Here is a 17,206-nt window from a genome sequence, read left to right on the forward strand (position 1 = left end):
TAGAATTCCAGATGTTTTAAATTGTTACGCGCGATCGCTAATTTCAAGCGAGAATCAGGGAAACCTTATTATCAGTTATCAGTGACGAGTGGCTGGTGACTAGTGACTAGAATTGCTCCCTTGTCCCCCCTTGTCCCCCTTCTTCCCGACTCCCGACTCCCGACTCCCTTCTATGCTAAAAGTAGACAGTCAGTCGCCAATTTTGCCAATCTAGTGAAGGCTTGTTTTAATTATTTACCCGTATATCTTTGGTTAAGATGAATGTCTCCGCAAGCGCGAATCCGTTAGATAGTTCAACCGTCCCATCCCTCCCCCTGATGCTGGAAAGTTTACCTAACCCACCTGTTGATGAAAGGGCGTGTCCTCAAAGGGTGAGGTTGCAAATTGATTTGATGTTACTGGCGATTGAAGCCCTAGAACTTGGTGGTTCGGAATTATTCTTGGCAATAGCGCAGGAGCTAGAACTACAAGATATTGTCAAAAATCGCGTAAACTTGTGGCGAATGCGCTGTACGAACCCACTCAGGCGATCGCACGCTCGGCGCGATCTCAGTTTGCTAGAAGCTAAAGCACTCGTCGTTATCGCCGCCGATTTAGCCCGCAGGTTGACAGCTGTGATTCGACAGTTGCTATTGACATATCAGCAAATGCGCGATAAGCAAATTCCTCTCGAACAAAATTTACGGTTGTCTAATTATCTCGAAAGGTTTCGATCGCATTTTCGCAGTCGGATGAATCCTCGTCGTTCTGGGGTACTGGCTTACAATTCCCCCGAAAAGTTGGATGAACTAGCACTAACGCTGTTGCAACAATTGCTATTTTGTACGGGGACAGCGGGAATGCAGCGGTTGTGGATCAGTTTGTTTGATGGGGAAGTAGAATGACGACGATTCAGCGCAAGTATAGTCTGCCAAATTGCACGCTAGTTTTAGAAGGATTGAGCGATCGCCCGACCGACTCTCAATCTCTCGATGGGCGACCTGTACTCACAATTTTGACCTATGTTGAGTGCCAACTGATTCAGGCAAAACAAACCTTGACTGGTGGTAGAGATTTTTTTGAAAGTTTGGTGACAGCTGTTAGCGGTTACGCCCAAGAATTTTTGAGTCACGTCACGCACCCAGAAGCGCACAACAAAGAATCTAGCTTGGTACATCTGCAAAAAATCGATCGCGATCGTCATCGTTTGATCGTCCAGCCAGAAAGTCATAAAGAATCAGAGGCAAATAGCCACACCGAAAGCACGACGCAGGAAGTCGAGCTGACAACAGTACAGTTATTTGACTTAGTAGAGGCAATCGATCAGTTTTTTGCTGACACTCAAACCTTACCAGATTTAACGCTGCAACTAGCTCCAGTTTCGCGGCGCTACGTGCGATCGGGACAGCAGTTAGTTAAGCAAGCCGTACCCGCCACCGTAGGCGCATCGGGATTAGCCCTAGCTGCGATCGCCTTTTTCTTAATTCCCATTCCCGAAGCTGTCCGCCGTCCTACAGAACCCACATCTCCATCCGCCCAATCTACCAACATTGCTAACGCACCACCCATCACCGACCCGTTGCAATTGGTGCAATTACAGCAAAAACTCACCGACCAACTCCGACCGGCGTGGAAGCCTAACGTAGCCCTCGGTCAAGATTTAGTCTACCGTGTCGGCGTGGCTGCTAATGGAGCTATTAAAGGCTATGTTGCGACTAACGACGTATCCAACGGGCAGGTTCAACAAACTCCCCTCCCTCGCCTGTTGTCTCAACCTGTTGCTAGTAGTGCTGTGACACCAGAATCCTTGGCTCAGTTTCAAGTCACCTTTACACCTAAGGGAGAAGTACAAGTTAAGCCTTGGGAAGCAAAGAAATGAGATAATTAAGTCGTAAGTCGTAAGTCAGAAGTTGGCATTTCACATCTTGCCAACTACCAATTACCAACTACCAATTACCATTGTTTATGAATACTGTGGTATTGAATTTAGAACCAATTATTCATTTGACTCAGGAACAGTTTTATCAACTCTGCATGGCAAATCGCGAGTTGAATTTAGAGCTTAATGCCAAAGGAGATTTAATTATTGTGCCACCCGTAGGAGGAGAAAGCGGTAATCAGGAAGCAGGATTGATTACAGATTTGGAAATTTGGAATCGTCAAACCAAGTCAGGAAAAGTCTTCAGTTCTTCGACAATTTTTCGCCTCCCCAATGGTGCTAACCGCTCTCCTGATGCAGCTTGGATAGGATTGAAACGATGGGAGGCTTTGACTCAAGAGGAACGAGAAAAGTTTCCTCCCATCTGTCCAGATTTTGCAATTGAATTGCGCTCTTGCACCGATACGCTGAAACCATTGCAAGAGAAAATGCAAGAATATTTAGCTAATGGTTTGCGTTTGGGTTGGTTAATTAATCCTCAAAACAGCCAAGTAGAAATTTATCGACCGAACCAGTCTGTAGAAGTCATATCTTTACCTGCTGTTCTTTCTGGAGAAGATATTTTACCTGGATTTGAATTACCTCTCTAAGTAGGGCGATCGCTACCTTCTCATATACGATCTAAAACCCTAAAACCTAAACTTGTCCAACCAGCCTTACCAGCCAAACGACAACAGCTACAGCGATCGATAATGGTGTCAGCCAATCGCCCCACTGCACGTACAAAGTCTTAGTTTGACGGCGATAAATAGTTTCGGCATGGGTTTCATAAGTATCGTGTCCCGATATCCAAACAGTTTTACCGTGAGGATCGACAAAAGCAGAATATCCGGTATTGACGGCACGCACAGCCCAGCGATCGGTTTCAATTGCTCGCATGATATCTAAAGCATGGTGCTGAGCTGGCATCGCAGCACTGTAATGAGCATCGTTGGAAGGACTGAGGATAAATTGCCCTCCAGCAGCAGCTTGATAGCGAAATCGTTCGGGAAAGGCAGATTCGTAACAAATCCCTACAATTGCTCGACCGAAAGGAGTATCGAATAATTGATTTGGCGCACCTGCTAGTTGATGCTCGTCAAGGGGTGAGAGTCGAGAAATAATTCCACCTAAAATTTCTTGAAACGGAACGTATTCGCCAATTGGCACTAATTTTGATTTGTCGTAACGACTAAAAATCTGTCCGTTACTCAGTAGGGTGAAAATACTGTTTGTATAGCCTCCTTCTTTATCGCCAAACAATCCCAACCAAGCAACTACACCTCTTTCTTTAACCGCTGAGTAAAAAGAAGTGCGTTGAACGTCATGCCAGCGAAAAGGTAAAGCTCCTTCTGGGGTTAAAACTGCATCTACCCCACGATCTGCTAGAGTTTGGTAGCCGGTAGTATAACCTTCGATCGCCTTCCGAAAGCCTTCGGGATAAAGTTTGATTTTGTTAGGGACGTTACCCTGGACAATTCCAACTCTAAGAGCTGTATCTGGTGGTTGAGCTAAGGGGCTGCTGTACAAGCTGTAGCCCAAAAGGTGTAATAGAAGGCAAAAGGTAAAAGGCAAAAGGCATAAAACGAGAGTCTTCCGACTCCCCTGGACGGGCGCACGGCTGTGCGCCCCTACGACGGCAATCCAAGCTTCGGCAAACAATCCATTGACAGCTACGATCGCAGCCGTAACAGCACTCGCTCCAGAAAGTTGACCGAGATGGAGAATGGGCAGATTGTGAGGACTTTGGGTGTAGGAAAGCGAAGACCACCACAAGGGTCCAGCACTCCACAGGCTTTCTAAGCCACACCAAAAGGCGACACCGATTGAGAGGCGGATAAGATGAATTGGAATTTTGTCACGCAAAGGCGCAAAGGCGCAAAGGGTTTTTTGTGCTTTTACGTTTGGGAGTGGAGATTTGAAAGTGGGAATTTTCCAATTTAGGAGCGCTCTCATGCTAATGCTCCAGGTAGCGACGAGGGCGACTCCCCAGAGGGTGATGAAGATCCAGCAGAAAAGGGCGATCGCCAGACTACTCAACCACGGTACACCCATCCAAGTCATAGGATGAATGCCCGTAATCCAAAATAAAGCGACACCGTGATAGCCAATTCCCCAAAGGAGGGGTAAGGAGTGAGGAGCGAGGAGTGAGGAATGTTTGGGGGTTGTAACTACCAATACCCACAGAGGAGCTAAGGCAATCCAGGCAAGATACCAAGCTCCTACGGGGGCAACACTCAGCCCCATTAAGATCCCACTGACAAGAGCAATAAGGAGCGAAGAACGAGAGGTGAGATTCCCCTCACTCCTCACTCCTCGCTCCTCGCTCCTCTTAACACGCAGCCGCTTCATCACTGACATCAGATGGAACTAGAGCTACAGCCGCGATCGCATCGTCTTCGTCCAAGCGTTGTACTCTTACGCCTGTCGCACTGCGAGATTGACGGGGGATCGCATCGGTGGATTGACGAATGATAATGCCGCGAGTCGTGATTAACATCAATTCATCGCCTGCATTCACCACCATCAAGGCTGCTAGTTTGTCTTTAAATTTGCGATTTTGCTTGAATTTCGTTGCAATCTTGCCTTTGGTGGCGCGATTGTACAACTTGAATTGGGAGACGGGAACGCGCTTGCCATAGCCTGCCATTGTCACGATTAAAACCCAAGGACCCTCGCCAGCATTCGCTATTTCGCCATTTTCCTCGGTTTCGGTTTCGACGATTTCGGTTTCTTCGACTTCGGCTTCAGCGGGATCGGCTTCTTCCATGTGCGAAGCAGCGAGTACGGCACTGGCAATGATATCCATGCCGATTAGTTCGTCTCCCTCCTTCAGTTTCATGGCTTTTACGCCACGAGTGGCTCTACCCAAAGGACGCAATTGTTCGTGGCTGGTTCTAAAGTGAATTGCCATGCCGAAGCGAGAACCGATGATAATACTATCTTCGACTCGCGCCCTACGCACCCAACGCAATTGATCGCCCTCTTCTAAGGAGATTGCAATCAGTCCGTTTGCCCGAATATTGGTGAAAGCTGCGAGTTCGGTTTTCTTGATGTAACCGCCTTTAGTTAGCATCACCAGATATTCATCGCTGCTAAATTCGCTGACTGGAACGATGGAAGTAATCCTTTCTTCTTTGGGGATCGGTAGCATTTGCACGATCGGTACACCCCGACTGGTACGCGATCCCACGGGAATTTGATAGGCTTTGAGCGAGTAGACGACACCGCGATCGCTGAAGAATAAAACGCTGTCGTGGTCGCAGCAGGTAAGGAAGTGATCGACACCATCATCCTCTTTCATTCGCGTCCCCGATTTACCCCGCGTGGCTCGACTTTGAGCTTCAAAGGTATCTAAGGGCATCCGCTTGATGTAGCCTTGTTCCGTCAACAGAATTACTGCTTTCTCGTTGGCGATTAAGTCAATCGCATCGAATTCCCCTTCAGCAGGTTCGATTTCCGTGCGGCGAGGGGTGGCGTGGGCTTGTTTGATTTGGGTGATTTCAGTTTCGATGATTTCTAAAATCCGTTCCCGTCGTGCCAAGATATCTTGTAAATCGGCAATCTGGACTTGTAAATCTTCGTGTTCTTGACGAATTTTCTCTGCTTCTAGTGCTGTCAGTCGCCGCAACTGCATTTGTAAAATTGCATCGGCTTGGGCTTCCGATAGTCCATGAGTATCGATTAATTGCTGTTTTGCCGTAGTTGTATCGGCAGCACTGCGGATTGCAGCAATGATCTCGTCTAGGTTGAGTAAGGCAATCAGTAACCCTTGCAGGATATGATCCCGTTCTTCAGCTTTCCTCAGTTCGTAGCGGGTGCGGCGGGTAATCGACTCGACGCGGAACTCTAAGAAGACGTGAAGAAACTGTTTTAAAGTCAATAGCTGGGGTTCGTTGTTGACCAACGCCAGCATATTCGCGCCAAAGTTAGCTTGAAGCGGAGTTTGCTTGTAAAGGTTGTTGAGGACGACACGGGGATAGGCATCGCGCTTGAGTTCGATCACAACTCTCATGCCATCGCGATCGCTTTCATCCCGAATATCGGCAATGCCTTCAATTCGCTTGTCGTTAACGAGTTCGGCAATTTTTTCAATTAAGGCTGCTTTGTTAGTTTGGTAAGGCAGTTGAGTAATAATAATTGCTTCTCGTTCCGGTCGTCCTCGTTGTTCGACCGTTTCGATCTCCGCCACGCCGCGCATCGTAATCGAACCGCGACCGGTGGTAAACGCTTCGTGAATCCCCGACGTTCCCAAGATTTTTCCCCCCGTAGGGAAGTCGGGACCAGGGATATATTGCATCAACTGGCGATCGCTAATTTCTGGATTGTGGATCAGCGCCACTACACCGTCGATCAACTCGCCTAAGTTATGCGGCGGAATGTTTGTCGCCATCCCCACGGCAATTCCCGAAGACCCGTTGAGCAACAGTTGGGGAATTCTCGCAGGTAAAACAATCGGTTCCTGCTGGGAACCGTCGAAGTTGTCGATAAAGTCTACAGTTTCGGCTTCAATGTCCTGCAACAAAGCATTTTCAGTTAATGCCTGCAAGCGACATTCGGTGTAACGCATTGCCGCTGGGGGATCGTTATCCACCGAGCCAAAGTTACCATGCCCTGCAATCAGGGGCGATCGCATGGAGAAATCCTGCGCCATCCGTACCAAGGCATCATACACAGCCGTATCGCCGTGGGGATGATATTTACCTAGTACCTCCCCCACAACACGGGCGCATTTACGGAACGGACGGTCTGCCGTTAATCCCAACTCATGCATGGCGTAAAGAATTCGGCGATGCACGGGTTTCAGACCATCCCTGGCATCTGGTAGCGCCCTACCTACAATTACGCTCATGGCGTATTCCAGGTAAGACCGCGACATTTCGTTCCGCAGATCGGTTGGAATGATGGTCATATCTTTGCAAAAAACTCCAAATTTGTCGATTTTCAGCAGATAATGCCCAAGATGTTGCTAAATCTTCGGTTTAGCTGCCAAAAAGCTGTAAATTATATCAAAATTTTATCATATTTTGCTAGGGATTGGTTGGTCATTGGTTGACAGTTGACGGTTGATGGTTAACTGTCAACTGTCAACTAAATTTAAGTCTCAAGATAGTGTGGGTGAAAGGGCGATCGCTTTTAGGCTGGGGCGTGTAGAGGTGAGAATTAGATATGAGCAGTGAAACGGCTCCAGATCGAGCAGAAAAGCAAAATCCCCCAGGAGATCCATCGCAACTCGATCCAGAGGTACTGGACAAGATTAAACATCCGCCTTCGATACACGACCAAATGAAGCAACTCAGTCCTGAAGAATTACGGGCAAATCAAGCTGTATCGCCAGAAATGCTTAATAGTGGCGAAGATTTGCGCGATGACATTATGCCCACAGATGAGCCTGAAGAGAGTGACTAGTGGTTAGTGACTAGTGGTTAGTCTCTTTTCTAGTCACCAGCCACCAGCCACTTTGACAAATGACAACCACAACGCGCTAATCTGATGAATCAATAAGGATTGCTAGAGATATGCTGGCTGTCATCTATTCTGACGAGTTTCTCGAACACAAAACGGGACGATTTCACCCAGAAAAACCAGAACGCATCAGCGCGATCGCATCTGCTTTACAAGATACAAGTTTTGCTCACCAATTAGAATGGCGATCGCCTGTTACAGATTCTCAAAGGGCGATCGCGTGGTTGAAAAAAGTCCATTCACCCCATCACATCCAATCTGTTCGAGAACTCGCCACTCAAGGCGGTGGCTATTTAGATCTCGATACTCCTGTATCTCCCCGCAGCTACGATGTAGCGCTACTAGCAGTCAATGCTTGGTTGGACGGGATCGATTACACGTTGGCGACAAATAACCCTGCTTTTGTCCTCTCTCGTCCGCCTGGACATCATGCCGAAAGCGATCGCGGCATGGGATTTTGTTTATTTTCTAATGCGGCGATCGCTGCCCATTATGCCTTAGAACAGCCCAACATCAACCGCGTGGCAATTTTGGACTGGGACGTACACCACGGTAACGGAACTCAGGCGATCGTCGAGCATCACCCCCAAATTGCTTTTTGTTCCTTACATCAGTCTCCCTGCTATCCTGGCACTGGTGCAGCCGCCGAAACAGGCGCGTACAACAACGTCCTCAACCTACCCCTTCCCCCAGGTAGCACGATTGCTGACTACCAACCAGTGTTTGAAACTCAAGTGATGCCATTTTTAACTCAGTTTCAACCCGATCTGCTGATTGTCAGCGCTGGATACGACGCTAATGCCGCCGATCCTCTAGCAGAAATGTACCTGCAACCGCAAGATTACGGATTATTTACGGAATTTTGTCTGAAGATTACTCACCGGATTGTCTTCGGTCTAGAAGGAGGTTACGATCTCCCTGCCCTGTCTCAATCTGTAGTAGCTACAATCGAACGGTGTGTTTTTTAGGGAGCCGGGAGTCGGGAGTCGGAATTAACTAGTCACTAGCCACTAGCCACTGTCAGCTTCCCTCCGTACAATCACAGAGGTGGTATCTAAAAAGAAAATTAATTACAGTAATCTCTCGGTGGAACTCTCACCCAGACAGATGGGTAAATAGAAATGTCAATCGCATCAACTCCTAAGTTGAGCCAAAGCAAGTAAAAATGACTACGTACATTTTTTTCGATACAGCCTTACGCATTTTTGTCAACGCTTATCTGGTTTCTGTAGTACTGCTTTTATCGGCTTCTGTCATTGGATTAGCAGTTATCGAATCAATTGAAAAAGAGCCTCATCCATTCCTTAAGTCAAGATAATCTCTTCCCAGCAGGGGTGTAATGGCTGTATAGTATTCGTCTGATGCGATCGAGTTGGGATCGGCGCAGACACTTACAAAAAGGCTTCGACTCGATCGCCAGAATTAAGCACGTTTGTGACTCAAGAGCTTGTAAAAGCTCTTCTATGCTGCAACTAACTCGGCGATTTTCGCTTGAGCGTTGGCAATCGATTGAGCCAAACTCGTGCCACCAAACTCATCATTCTCGACAGAAATAAAACTGATGTCGGTGATGCCAAGAAACCCAAATATTGTTCTTAAATAAGGGTCTTGATAATTCAGCTTTTCATTACGTTCGCCACTTCCAAAGCCAGAATCACCTCGCGCCGTAATGATAAACATTTTCTTACCTAGTACTAGTGGTTTGTAAGGATTTGTTGCATCCTCTGGTTCAAACACAAATGTTCGTCTGGGGCGGACAATTTGGTCGATATAAGCCTTGAACGTACTGGGAACGCAAAAGTTGTACATGGGAATGCCAATGATATAGAGATCGGCAGCTAAGAATTCATCCACCAAGCGATCGCTAATTTGAATTGCCTCTTGTAGTTCAGGGGTTCGTTGTTCTGGTGGTGTAAAAGCAGCAGCAATCCACGGTTCGTCAACATGAGGAACGGGATTGCGACCGACATCTCGATAAGTGACGATATCAGATGGATGAGTTTGCTTCCAGGTTTCAACGAATTCTCTGGTGAGCCTGCGAGAATGGGTTAGCGAAGCTTAACGAAGTTATCGCTCTCCTCTCGGACTGGAATCAATGTGTAGAATACGTGCCATTAGACTGTCTCCTAATGCTTTATTGCTGTAGTAGTTGGTCGTACCCTACAATTTAGCCAAGTTGAAAATTCTGGACTACTCAAACCTTGCGCGACTATCACAATCTTGCGGCGACTTTGAATCAGTTATCAGTTATCAGTGACCAGTGACCGATAATTGAAGGTGTAAGAGATTGGGTAACTAGATGCAAGGTTTAGAGATACCACTGGCGCAGACGGTTCAGCTTAACACCGATCTATATCCGCCAATCTATTCCAGTCAAGCGTATGGTTGGAAAAATATTTTGGTTGAGGAATTTCGATATCCTCCAGGGCAAGAAACCTATCAAAATTTAACTAGTCATACCCTTTGTGTATCTTTAAATCGTCGTCCGTCCCGTCTGTCACTAACACTTGGAGATCGTCGTCATAGCGGTCTTTTCAGCCAAGGCGATATTTCTATTACGCCTGCTGAAGCCGTGCTAATCTGTCAGGGAAATGACGAAGACAGAATTTTAAGAATTCAGCTAGCGTCTCAGTTTTTCCAACAGGTTGCCCAAGATACACTTAAGCTCGATCCCGATCGCGTTGAGCTATTGCCTGAGTTCCGCGCTCGAAATCCTCAGATCGAACAAATTAGCATGATGTTGCTTGCCGAACTTACAACTGGGGGACTGGCAGGAACACTTTATGTTGAGTCGCTGACAAATGTATTAGCCGTGCATTTACTCAGAAATTACGTGGCTGTCGAGCGTAATCTAGCTCTATATGATGGGGGATTGAGCGATCGCCAACTGCTAAAAGTCGCGGACTACATTAATGCTCATTTGGCTGACGATATTGCCTTATCGGATTTAGCTCAATTACTCGGTATGAGTCCATTTCATTTCAGCCGCCTCTTCAAGCGATCGATACAAGTTACCCCTCACCAATACGTGCTTCAGCAACGGGTGGAACAAGCAAAGCAGTTACTCAAACAAACCGAACTATCCATTATGGACATTGCTTTGCTGTGTGGTTTCAGCAGTCACAGTCATTTAGGCAAATGGTTTCGGCAACAAACAGGAGTCACTCCTAAAATGTACCGCATCAATTTTCGTTGAAGCTTGGACAAACCAATTTCGCAGCTACACAAATTAATCATCTATCTTAGGGTCTATTTGTCTCCTAATTTGGATATACTTAGCAAAACCATCAGCACGTTTTTGCTCGGTTTAGCTTCAGCTCTATATCCCAGGAAGTCAAATGCTCGATCGCAACCCTTTACAATTGGAAACAGAAATTGCCAGAATTGCTAGAGTCATGATGAGTCGTAATTCAGAGATTGGTAGCGATATCATTAGCGATTTGAGAACAAAACTGACAAGTGAAGAATTAGCTGGTTTGTTGCTTGTCGGTATTGAGCGTATCCTCTGGTTTGATGTCGATGCAGTTTTCTGGACTATAGAACAGATGATTCCTGCCGATCTGATGCAGGAAATTAGAAAAATTACTAATTTAGCGTTTTACAAGCAGCTTATTAACCAAAAATTTATTCCTGGTGTAGACTTTAGCATTGATGCCGATGGCAAACTGTTACTGAATCACAAGGCAAAAGCAGCTTTAGTGAAAAGTAAGGGATAAGGGTTAGGGAAGAAGTCAAAAGCCAAAAGCTAAAAGTCAAAATTTGCCTACACCCCCTATAACCTTTCCCAACTTACAACTTACGACTTACGACTTACGACTTCTCCAACATGTCTTTCCACGCCACTCTCGATCGCCTCGTTACTCTCTTAGCTGCTAAGCCACAACATCTTGATGACAATGCATTAGCTTCAACTTGTACGGGAATTAACACCGATACGCGCAGCCTCAAGCCTGGTGATATATTTGTGGCTTTGCGCGGGGAAAAGTTCGACGGACATGAATTCGTTGCCACGGCAATTGAAAAAGGTGCGATCGCGGCAATTGTTGACGGACACTATCAAGGGGATTTACCTATATTGCAGGTACGAGATACTCTCCAGGCGTATCAACAAATTGCCTCTTGGTGGCGCAGTCAGTTTCATATTCCCGTCATTGGCGTAACTGGCTCTGTCGGTAAAACCACCACTAAGGAGTTAATTGCGGCTGTCTTGGGAACTCAGGGCAACGTCTTGAAAACTCATGCAAATTTCAACAACGAAATCGGCGTACCCAAAACATTGCTAGGACTAGATGCCGAGCATGATTTTGCCGTGATTGAAATGGCAATGCGAGGAAAAGGCGAAATTGCCCTACTAACTCAAATTGCTCGTCCTACTATTGGTGTCATTACTAATGTCGGCACGGCACATATCGAACGCTTGGGTTCTGAAGAGGCGATCGCCCGGGCAAAATGCGAATTATTAGCTGAAATGCCTCAAGATAGCGTGGCAATTCTCAACTACGATAATTCTCGCTTAATTTCTATTGCTAACATCGTATGGCAGGAAAAAACTGTGACTTACGGTTTAGAAGGGGGAGATGTTCGAGGGGAATTACTCGATTCTCAAACTTTAAAAGTAGCAGGATTAGAGTTACCTTTACCCTTGCCTGGACGACACAATGCCGTCAACTTTTTGGCAGCTCTGGCAGTAGCTCAAGTGTTACAGATCGATTGGTCGGTGCTAAAAGCAGGTTTAACTGTCGATATGCCATCAGGGCGATCGCAACGTTATGAATTAGCAAATGACGTGGTAATCTTAGATGAGAGTTATAATGCTGCACCAGAAGCTATGCTGGCAGCGTTACAACTATTAGCGCAGACACCAGGAAAGCGACACATCGCAGTGTTGGGTGCGATGAAAGAATTAGGAGAGCGATCGCGAGAATTACATCAAAAAGTCGGGGCAATGGCACGGCAGTTGAATTTAGATTTACTGCTGGTTTTGGTAGACAGTACGGATGCAGAAGCGATCGCGCAGAGTGCGGCGGGTATACCTGTAGAATGTTTTGCTACTCATGCAGAATTAGTTGAGCGGTTAAAGATAGGAGTGAAAGCAGGCGATCGCATTTTATTTAAAGCCGCGCATTCCGTAGGTTTGGATCGGGTGGTAGAACAATTTCGAGCGGAGTTTTGCACCTGAAATCTGAGATCTCGATCCCCCAACCCCCTTCAAAAGGGGGCTGCTAGTTTCTCTTTTTTTAGAGATGCTTCCGTAAATTGTCGCGCTTGGCTATCCAATTTGAATAGAGGCAAAAGTTCCCCCCTTTTTTAAGGGGGGTTAGGGGGGATCTTGTCTCAGCTAAAAAGTCAATGGTTAAAGTGCTTCACTCGATAAAAATGGCTCAAATTGACAATATGCTTCGTAATTACGAAAATGTCGGGCATAGATTTCCGTAATGTCGCCAAAATCATCGTACAAAACTGAATTTACATCAATTATCTGCTTGCAAGTCCAAGTAATAGTGTCTTTGTCCTGATTTTGATAGCTGCATTCTTGCTGGTGGCTGTAGAGTAAAGCCTTTTCTCTAGCTTCCTCTAAAGAATTGGCTTGAATGAGTATAAAACATTCCTCGTATAAAGGGCAATCGTTTGGCACACTTGATGATGATTCAAATAGAACCACAGCAACGTACAAAGACGCTTCTCCGCTATTGCTATCAACTCTCATAAACATCTCGCGTCATCCTTTCCAACCAAACAATGACATAATGTTAGTATTAATTAATACTTTGCAATTCAGTAATAACTCTATTATTTAATGCGATCGCCGATTATACAAAAGCCATTCAACTCGCTCCAGAATCGGCTACTACAACATATGCTAAAAGAGCTATGGCAAGCGATCGCATTGGTGACAAAAAAGGTACAGCCGCAGATCGAAAAGCAGCCGCTAGCTTACCTCCAGAATCAGAACAGCGCGTGTTTCAAACCATAGGTTTTAGATCTAGACAATGCGAAGATAAATCTCATTCTTTCCTGCCATAGTTGTTGTGTGAAATGAGGCGATCTCTTCTCTTAAATCATATATAGCTATTCTCAATTAAATGAGCTACATAAATCTGTAGGGGCGCACGGCTGTGCGCCCCTACAGAGGCATCTCAACTACATAGGAAACGCTATACATCAAGCAAATTTGGTTTGACGATCTAATAAGACAATAAAATGGCGGCGGGGGCGATCGATAATGCCTTCTTGTTCGAGCTGAGATAGCAGGCGCGTCACCGATACGCGAGTCATACCAATAAATTCTGCAATTTCTTGATGAGTCAGGCGCAAGTCAATTAACCGTCCGCGTTCCACAGGACGGGCAAACTTACGCGCTAACCACAGTAGCGTTTGTAGCAAGCGATCGCGGGCATTAGTTTGGCGAATAATACTCAGTAATTCTTCTGCTTGCTGTACGTGCTGACAAATTGCCCCCAATACCCGTTCTGTTTGATACGAGGAAACGTAGCTGACTTCTACACTCGTAATGCACTCAACTTGATAAGGTTGGATATTCGACAAAGGCTGACCGACAACATCACCTGTACCCCAATACCCTAATGTCATTACTGTTCCCTCCTCACTCCAAGTGACAGTGCGAACTACTCCCCGCTCGATATGCAACAGCACTTCCGATTTTAGAGGAATTGAGTCATGACGCTTGAAGGTCTGCTGAGATAAATTCTCAGCTATGGCGATCGTGGACAAGAGAGATGACATAAGCAGTTCCAGGTGTAGATTTCAAAGTTCAGGTATGGTAGATGGCATTATTAGCGAGCGTAATATATATTTTCTCAATGGATTTGGTAGATTTGTACATGTGTGGAAGTTAGAAGAACGAGAGTTGCCTCACAAGAGAGTATAAAGTCATTCAAATTTTGTTGCAAGTTAATTGAGAAAATCTATCATTTATCTTGAGGAAGCTGAGGAAAGTTTCTTCTCCTTTGGTTTATCTTTCTTGGCTAGTTATTTCTAGGGTAGAAATACCCAAAATATACTGAAAAAAATGTACTCCTTGTCAAATGACGAGCTGTCACAGTTGTCAGTTATCAGTTATCAGTTATCAGTTTTACCAACGTGCGCCCATCGGGGCTGAATGCCACAGCCCAAACTTACGATCGCGTTCTACTTACCATTCATCCGATATATCTTTATAAACGATATAAACGAATCGAATACCAACTACCAATGACCAACGACCAAATTCAAATCGGAATAGTAGGTACTGGCTATGCAGCGAAGTTAAGAGCAGAATCTTTTGGACGAGACGAGCGATCGCGTGTCGTTGCAATTACTGGGCATACTCCTGAAAAGACAGCAACCTTTAGTCAGACGTATCAAGCCCAAGCAGTTGATTCTTGGCAACAGTTGGTAGCACGGGAAGATATCGATCTCGTTGTTATCTGTACGATTAACTCAGATCATGGAGCGATCGCCAAAGCTGCTTTACAAAGCCACAAGCACGTCGTTGTAGAATATCCCTTGGCTTTGGATGTGGCGGAAGCAGAGGAAATTATCGCTCTAGCTAAAAGTCAAAATAGACTTTTGCACGTCGAACATATTGAGTTGCTCGGTGGCTTACACCAAGCCCTAAAACAATATTTACCACAAGTTGGTAGCCCGTTCTACGCCCGTTACAGCACGATGAATCCCCAACGCCCCGCGCCGCGACGTTGGACTTACAATCAAGAGATGTTTGGCTTTCCTCTATGTGGAGCGCTATCGAGAATCCATCGCCTTACAGATTTATTCGGTACGGTTGAGACTATCAGTTGTCAAAATCGTTATTGGGGTACAGATCCCGAGTCATTTTTTCAAGTGTGTTTGTGTACGGCACAAATTCGATTTACTAGCGGAGCGATTGCCGAAGTTAGTTATGGTAAAGGGGAAACTTTGTGGCAAAACGAGCGCAAATTTGAGGTTCACGCTGACCGAGGTGGTTTGATTTTTGATAAGGATGATGGTGTTTTAATTCAAGTAGAGGAAACAACAAAAATTGAAGTTGGTTCGCGACGTGGATTATTTGCTAAAGATACAGGTATGGTATTAGACCATTTACAGACAGGTGCGCCTTTGTACGTGTCTCCACATGAAAGTTTGTATGCTCTGAAAGTTGCAGATGCAGCGCGGCGCTCGGCTCAGATGAAGGAGACGATTGCGATGTAGGAGTGGGTTTGCTAAAAATGATGTCACGCAAAGTCGCAGAGGCGCAAAGAAGAGTGCTGAAGGTCTTTTGCGGGAGATTCTAAAGATTTAATTAAGGAATTGGTAGAAAAGCGATCGCTGATTTAATGCTGTTGTATCTGATGGGAGTCTTTGAAAGTGACAGCAATGCGATCGCTGCTACAAGTTTTTCAAAGTCGCAAGATGGCGGCTTTACTACTGCTAGGTTTTGCTTCGGGTTTGCCTTTGTTTTTAACGAGTCGAACTCTGCAAATCTGGATGAAGGAGGCAAATATTGATTTAGGGGTTATTGGCTGGTTCAGCTTGGTGGCTTTGCCCTATTCTTTAAAGTTTTTGTGGTCGCCTGTATTGGATCGGTTTGTACCCCCTTTTTTGGGGCGTAGGCGGGGGTGGTTGGCGATAACTCAAGTTGGGTTAATTGTAGCGATCGCAGCTTTAGCGTTACAACAACCTGCCCAGGATGTACGAGTATTAAATTTATTGGCAATTACTGCTTTAATTGTGTCTTTTTTCAGTGCGACTCAAGATATCGTCGGTGATGCTTATCGGACTGATGTTCTGAAGCCACAGGAATTAGAAACTGGGGCATCTGTTTGGGTACTTGGCTATCGCATGGCTTTGTTAGTCACGAGTTTTTTAGCTTTAGTTTTAGCCGATTATTTACCTTGGCAAGTCGTGTATTTGTTAATGGCTGCTTTGATGGGAGTCGGACTATTTACAACTTTTTGGTCGCCCCAACCAGAAACCGATATTTTAGAGGAGCGATCGCCTCCTACGGTTAAAGATCTAGTTTTCTTAATTGGAGGAGGCTTATTAATTTCAGGACTCCTCTTAGCAGTAGGGATGGGTTATCTACCTTTGCCGATCTTCTATTGGATAGTCGCAGCCCTAATTGTTGCGTGGTTAGCTACCTCATTTTTATTGCCAACAAAATCTAGGGAAATAGCCACAGAGCGATCGCCACAAACATTACAAGAGGCAGTTTATTTGCCCTTCCAAGAATTTTTTCAGCGTCAAGGAATTGGGGCAGGAATTCTAATTCTACTATTTATCTTGCTTTATAAGTTAGGAGATGCCTTAGTGGGAAATATGGCAAATCCATTTTTAGTAGATTTAGGTTTTAGTAAAAGCGCAATTGGCGCAATTCAAGGAGGAATGGGCTTTTTAGCCACAACTGTAGGAGTATTAATCGGTGGCGTAATTTTAACCAAAATTGGAATAAATCGTGCCTTATGGGGATTTGGAATTCTGCAACTGATGAGTAATTTAGGCTATTATGCCCTAGCGATCGCGGGAAAAAATAGCTCGTTACTAGTCATAGCAATTAACATCGAAAATTTCTGTGCTGGCTTAGTCACAGTCGTAACTGTTGCCTACTTAATGAGCCTGTGCGATCGCCGCTTTACCACAACTCAATTTGCCTTATTTTCGAGTTTAATGGCAATGAGTAGAGATATTTTAGCTGGACCTGCTGGTGAAATTGCCAAAGCAACAGGTTGGGCAACATTCTTTTTACTGACAATAGTTGCTGCCATACCAGGACTGTTACTTTTACCTATCGTTGCCCCTTGGAACTCGAAGTATATATTACCCAGACCAGGACTCGATGAAGAAGACTGGCAACAGTTGTAGGAT

The 17,206-nt window shown here is 45.5% G+C and carries 17 protein-coding genes and 1 pseudogene; 13 read left to right on the plus strand and 5 right to left on the minus strand.

Annotation, left to right across the window (positions count from 1 at the left end; translation table 11 throughout):
• Positions 1 to 102 precede the first annotated feature (102 nt).
• From QH73_RS20230 to QH73_RS20245, 4 genes are all read left to right on the plus strand, one after another.
• Complete coding sequence (locus tag QH73_RS20230) at positions 103 to 261, plus strand: hypothetical protein (protein ID WP_165587748.1); 159 nt, start codon at positions 103 to 105, stop codon at positions 259 to 261.
• Entirely contained in the window at positions 258 to 884 is a 627-nt protein-coding gene (locus QH73_RS20235) for a DUF3038 domain-containing protein (RefSeq protein WP_039714044.1), read from the plus strand. The genes QH73_RS20230 and QH73_RS20235 overlap by 4 nt, the downstream gene beginning before the upstream one ends.
• Positions 881 to 1,858: a DUF4335 domain-containing protein gene (locus QH73_RS20240; protein ID WP_039714043.1), complete on the plus strand. Its 978-nt coding sequence runs from the start codon at positions 881 to 883 to the stop codon at positions 1,856 to 1,858. The genes QH73_RS20235 and QH73_RS20240 overlap by 4 nt, the downstream gene beginning before the upstream one ends.
• 86 nt (positions 1,859 to 1,944) lie before the next feature.
• Positions 1,945 to 2,508, plus strand: coding sequence for a Uma2 family endonuclease (locus tag QH73_RS20245; RefSeq protein WP_039714042.1), 564 nt, complete (start codon positions 1,945 to 1,947; stop codon positions 2,506 to 2,508).
• A 46-nt stretch (positions 2,509 to 2,554) separates the two neighbouring features.
• Here the strand turns inward: QH73_RS20245 and lnt are convergent, their stop codons facing one another.
• Together lnt and gyrA are read right to left on the minus strand one after the other, a co-directional pair.
• The gene (gene lnt, locus QH73_RS20250; RefSeq protein ID WP_039714041.1) at positions 2,555 to 4,144 is read right to left on the minus strand and encodes an apolipoprotein N-acyltransferase; all 1,590 of its coding nucleotides are present in this window, start codon (positions 4,142 to 4,144) and stop codon (positions 2,555 to 2,557) included.
• A gap of 85 nt (positions 4,145 to 4,229) precedes the next feature.
• Positions 4,230 to 6,809, minus strand: a complete 2,580-nt coding sequence (gene gyrA / locus QH73_RS20255) for a DNA topoisomerase (ATP-hydrolyzing) subunit A (protein ID WP_039714040.1) — start codon at positions 6,807 to 6,809, stop codon at positions 4,230 to 4,232.
• Between the two features lie 257 nt (positions 6,810 to 7,066).
• Here gyrA and QH73_RS20260 point away from each other — a divergent pair, with 257 nt between their 5' ends.
• From QH73_RS20260 to QH73_RS20270, 3 genes are all read left to right on the plus strand, one after another.
• Entirely contained in the window at positions 7,067 to 7,306 is a 240-nt protein-coding gene (locus tag QH73_RS20260) for a hypothetical protein (RefSeq protein WP_015154673.1), read from the plus strand.
• A 110-nt stretch (positions 7,307 to 7,416) separates the two neighbouring features.
• Complete coding sequence (locus tag QH73_RS20265; protein WP_039714039.1) at positions 7,417 to 8,331, plus strand: histone deacetylase family protein; 915 nt, start codon at positions 7,417 to 7,419, stop codon at positions 8,329 to 8,331.
• A 197-nt stretch (positions 8,332 to 8,528) separates the two neighbouring features.
• A complete protein-coding gene (locus QH73_RS20270) occupies positions 8,529 to 8,681 on the plus strand; it encodes a hypothetical protein (protein WP_165587749.1) in 153 nt (50 codons plus the stop codon).
• A 143-nt stretch (positions 8,682 to 8,824) separates the two neighbouring features.
• On the opposite strand, the pseudogene QH73_RS20275 reads toward QH73_RS20270, so the two are convergent.
• Positions 8,825 to 9,478, minus strand: a pseudogene (locus QH73_RS20275) (FMN-dependent NADH-azoreductase).
• A gap of 184 nt (positions 9,479 to 9,662) precedes the next feature.
• Between QH73_RS20275 and QH73_RS20280 the strand changes: the two are divergent.
• The 3 genes from QH73_RS20280 (at position 9,663) to QH73_RS20290 (ending at position 12,542) form a co-directional block, all read left to right on the plus strand.
• Positions 9,663 to 10,559 carry a helix-turn-helix domain-containing protein gene (locus QH73_RS20280; RefSeq protein ID WP_039714038.1) on the plus strand — a complete coding sequence of 299 codons (897 nt, stop codon included), beginning with the start codon at positions 9,663 to 9,665 and terminating at the stop codon, positions 10,557 to 10,559.
• A 142-nt stretch (positions 10,560 to 10,701) separates the two neighbouring features.
• Positions 10,702 to 11,079 carry a hypothetical protein gene (locus tag QH73_RS20285; protein WP_039714037.1) on the plus strand — a complete coding sequence of 126 codons (378 nt, stop codon included), beginning with the start codon at positions 10,702 to 10,704 and terminating at the stop codon, positions 11,077 to 11,079.
• 110 nt (positions 11,080 to 11,189) lie between these two features.
• The gene (locus QH73_RS20290; protein WP_039714036.1) at positions 11,190 to 12,542 is read left to right on the plus strand and encodes a UDP-N-acetylmuramoyl-tripeptide--D-alanyl-D-alanine ligase; all 1,353 of its coding nucleotides are present in this window, start codon (positions 11,190 to 11,192) and stop codon (positions 12,540 to 12,542) included.
• 174 nt (positions 12,543 to 12,716) lie between these two features.
• Here QH73_RS20290 and QH73_RS20295 read toward each other — a convergent pair whose 3' ends face one another.
• Positions 12,717 to 13,070: a DUF4288 domain-containing protein gene (locus tag QH73_RS20295; protein WP_039714637.1), complete on the minus strand. Its 354-nt coding sequence runs from the start codon at positions 13,068 to 13,070 to the stop codon at positions 12,717 to 12,719.
• A 164-nt stretch (positions 13,071 to 13,234) separates the two neighbouring features.
• Here QH73_RS20295 and QH73_RS20300 point away from each other — a divergent pair, with 164 nt between their 5' ends.
• Positions 13,235 to 13,387, plus strand: a complete 153-nt coding sequence (locus QH73_RS20300) for a hypothetical protein (RefSeq protein WP_165587750.1) — start codon at positions 13,235 to 13,237, stop codon at positions 13,385 to 13,387.
• Between the two features lie 138 nt (positions 13,388 to 13,525).
• Here the strand turns inward: QH73_RS20300 and QH73_RS20305 are convergent, their stop codons facing one another.
• Positions 13,526 to 14,107 (minus strand): Crp/Fnr family transcriptional regulator, encoded by a 582-nt coding sequence (locus QH73_RS20305; RefSeq protein ID WP_039714035.1) that lies wholly within the window; start codon positions 14,105 to 14,107, stop codon positions 13,526 to 13,528.
• Positions 14,108 to 14,575: 468 nt separating this feature from the next.
• Between QH73_RS20305 and QH73_RS20310 the strand changes: the two genes are divergently transcribed.
• Together QH73_RS20310 and QH73_RS20315 are read left to right on the plus strand one after the other, a co-directional pair.
• Positions 14,576 to 15,553, plus strand: coding sequence for a Gfo/Idh/MocA family protein (locus tag QH73_RS20310; RefSeq protein WP_039714034.1), 978 nt, complete (start codon positions 14,576 to 14,578; stop codon positions 15,551 to 15,553).
• A gap of 165 nt (positions 15,554 to 15,718) precedes the next feature.
• Positions 15,719 to 17,203, plus strand: a complete 1,485-nt coding sequence (locus QH73_RS20315) for an AmpG family muropeptide MFS transporter (RefSeq protein ID WP_039714033.1) — start codon at positions 15,719 to 15,721, stop codon at positions 17,201 to 17,203.
• Positions 17,204 to 17,206 lie beyond the last annotated feature (3 nt).

The organism is Scytonema millei VB511283 (genome assembly GCF_000817735.3).
GTDB lineage: Bacteria > Cyanobacteriota > Cyanobacteriia > Cyanobacteriales > Chroococcidiopsidaceae > Chroococcidiopsis > Chroococcidiopsis millei_B.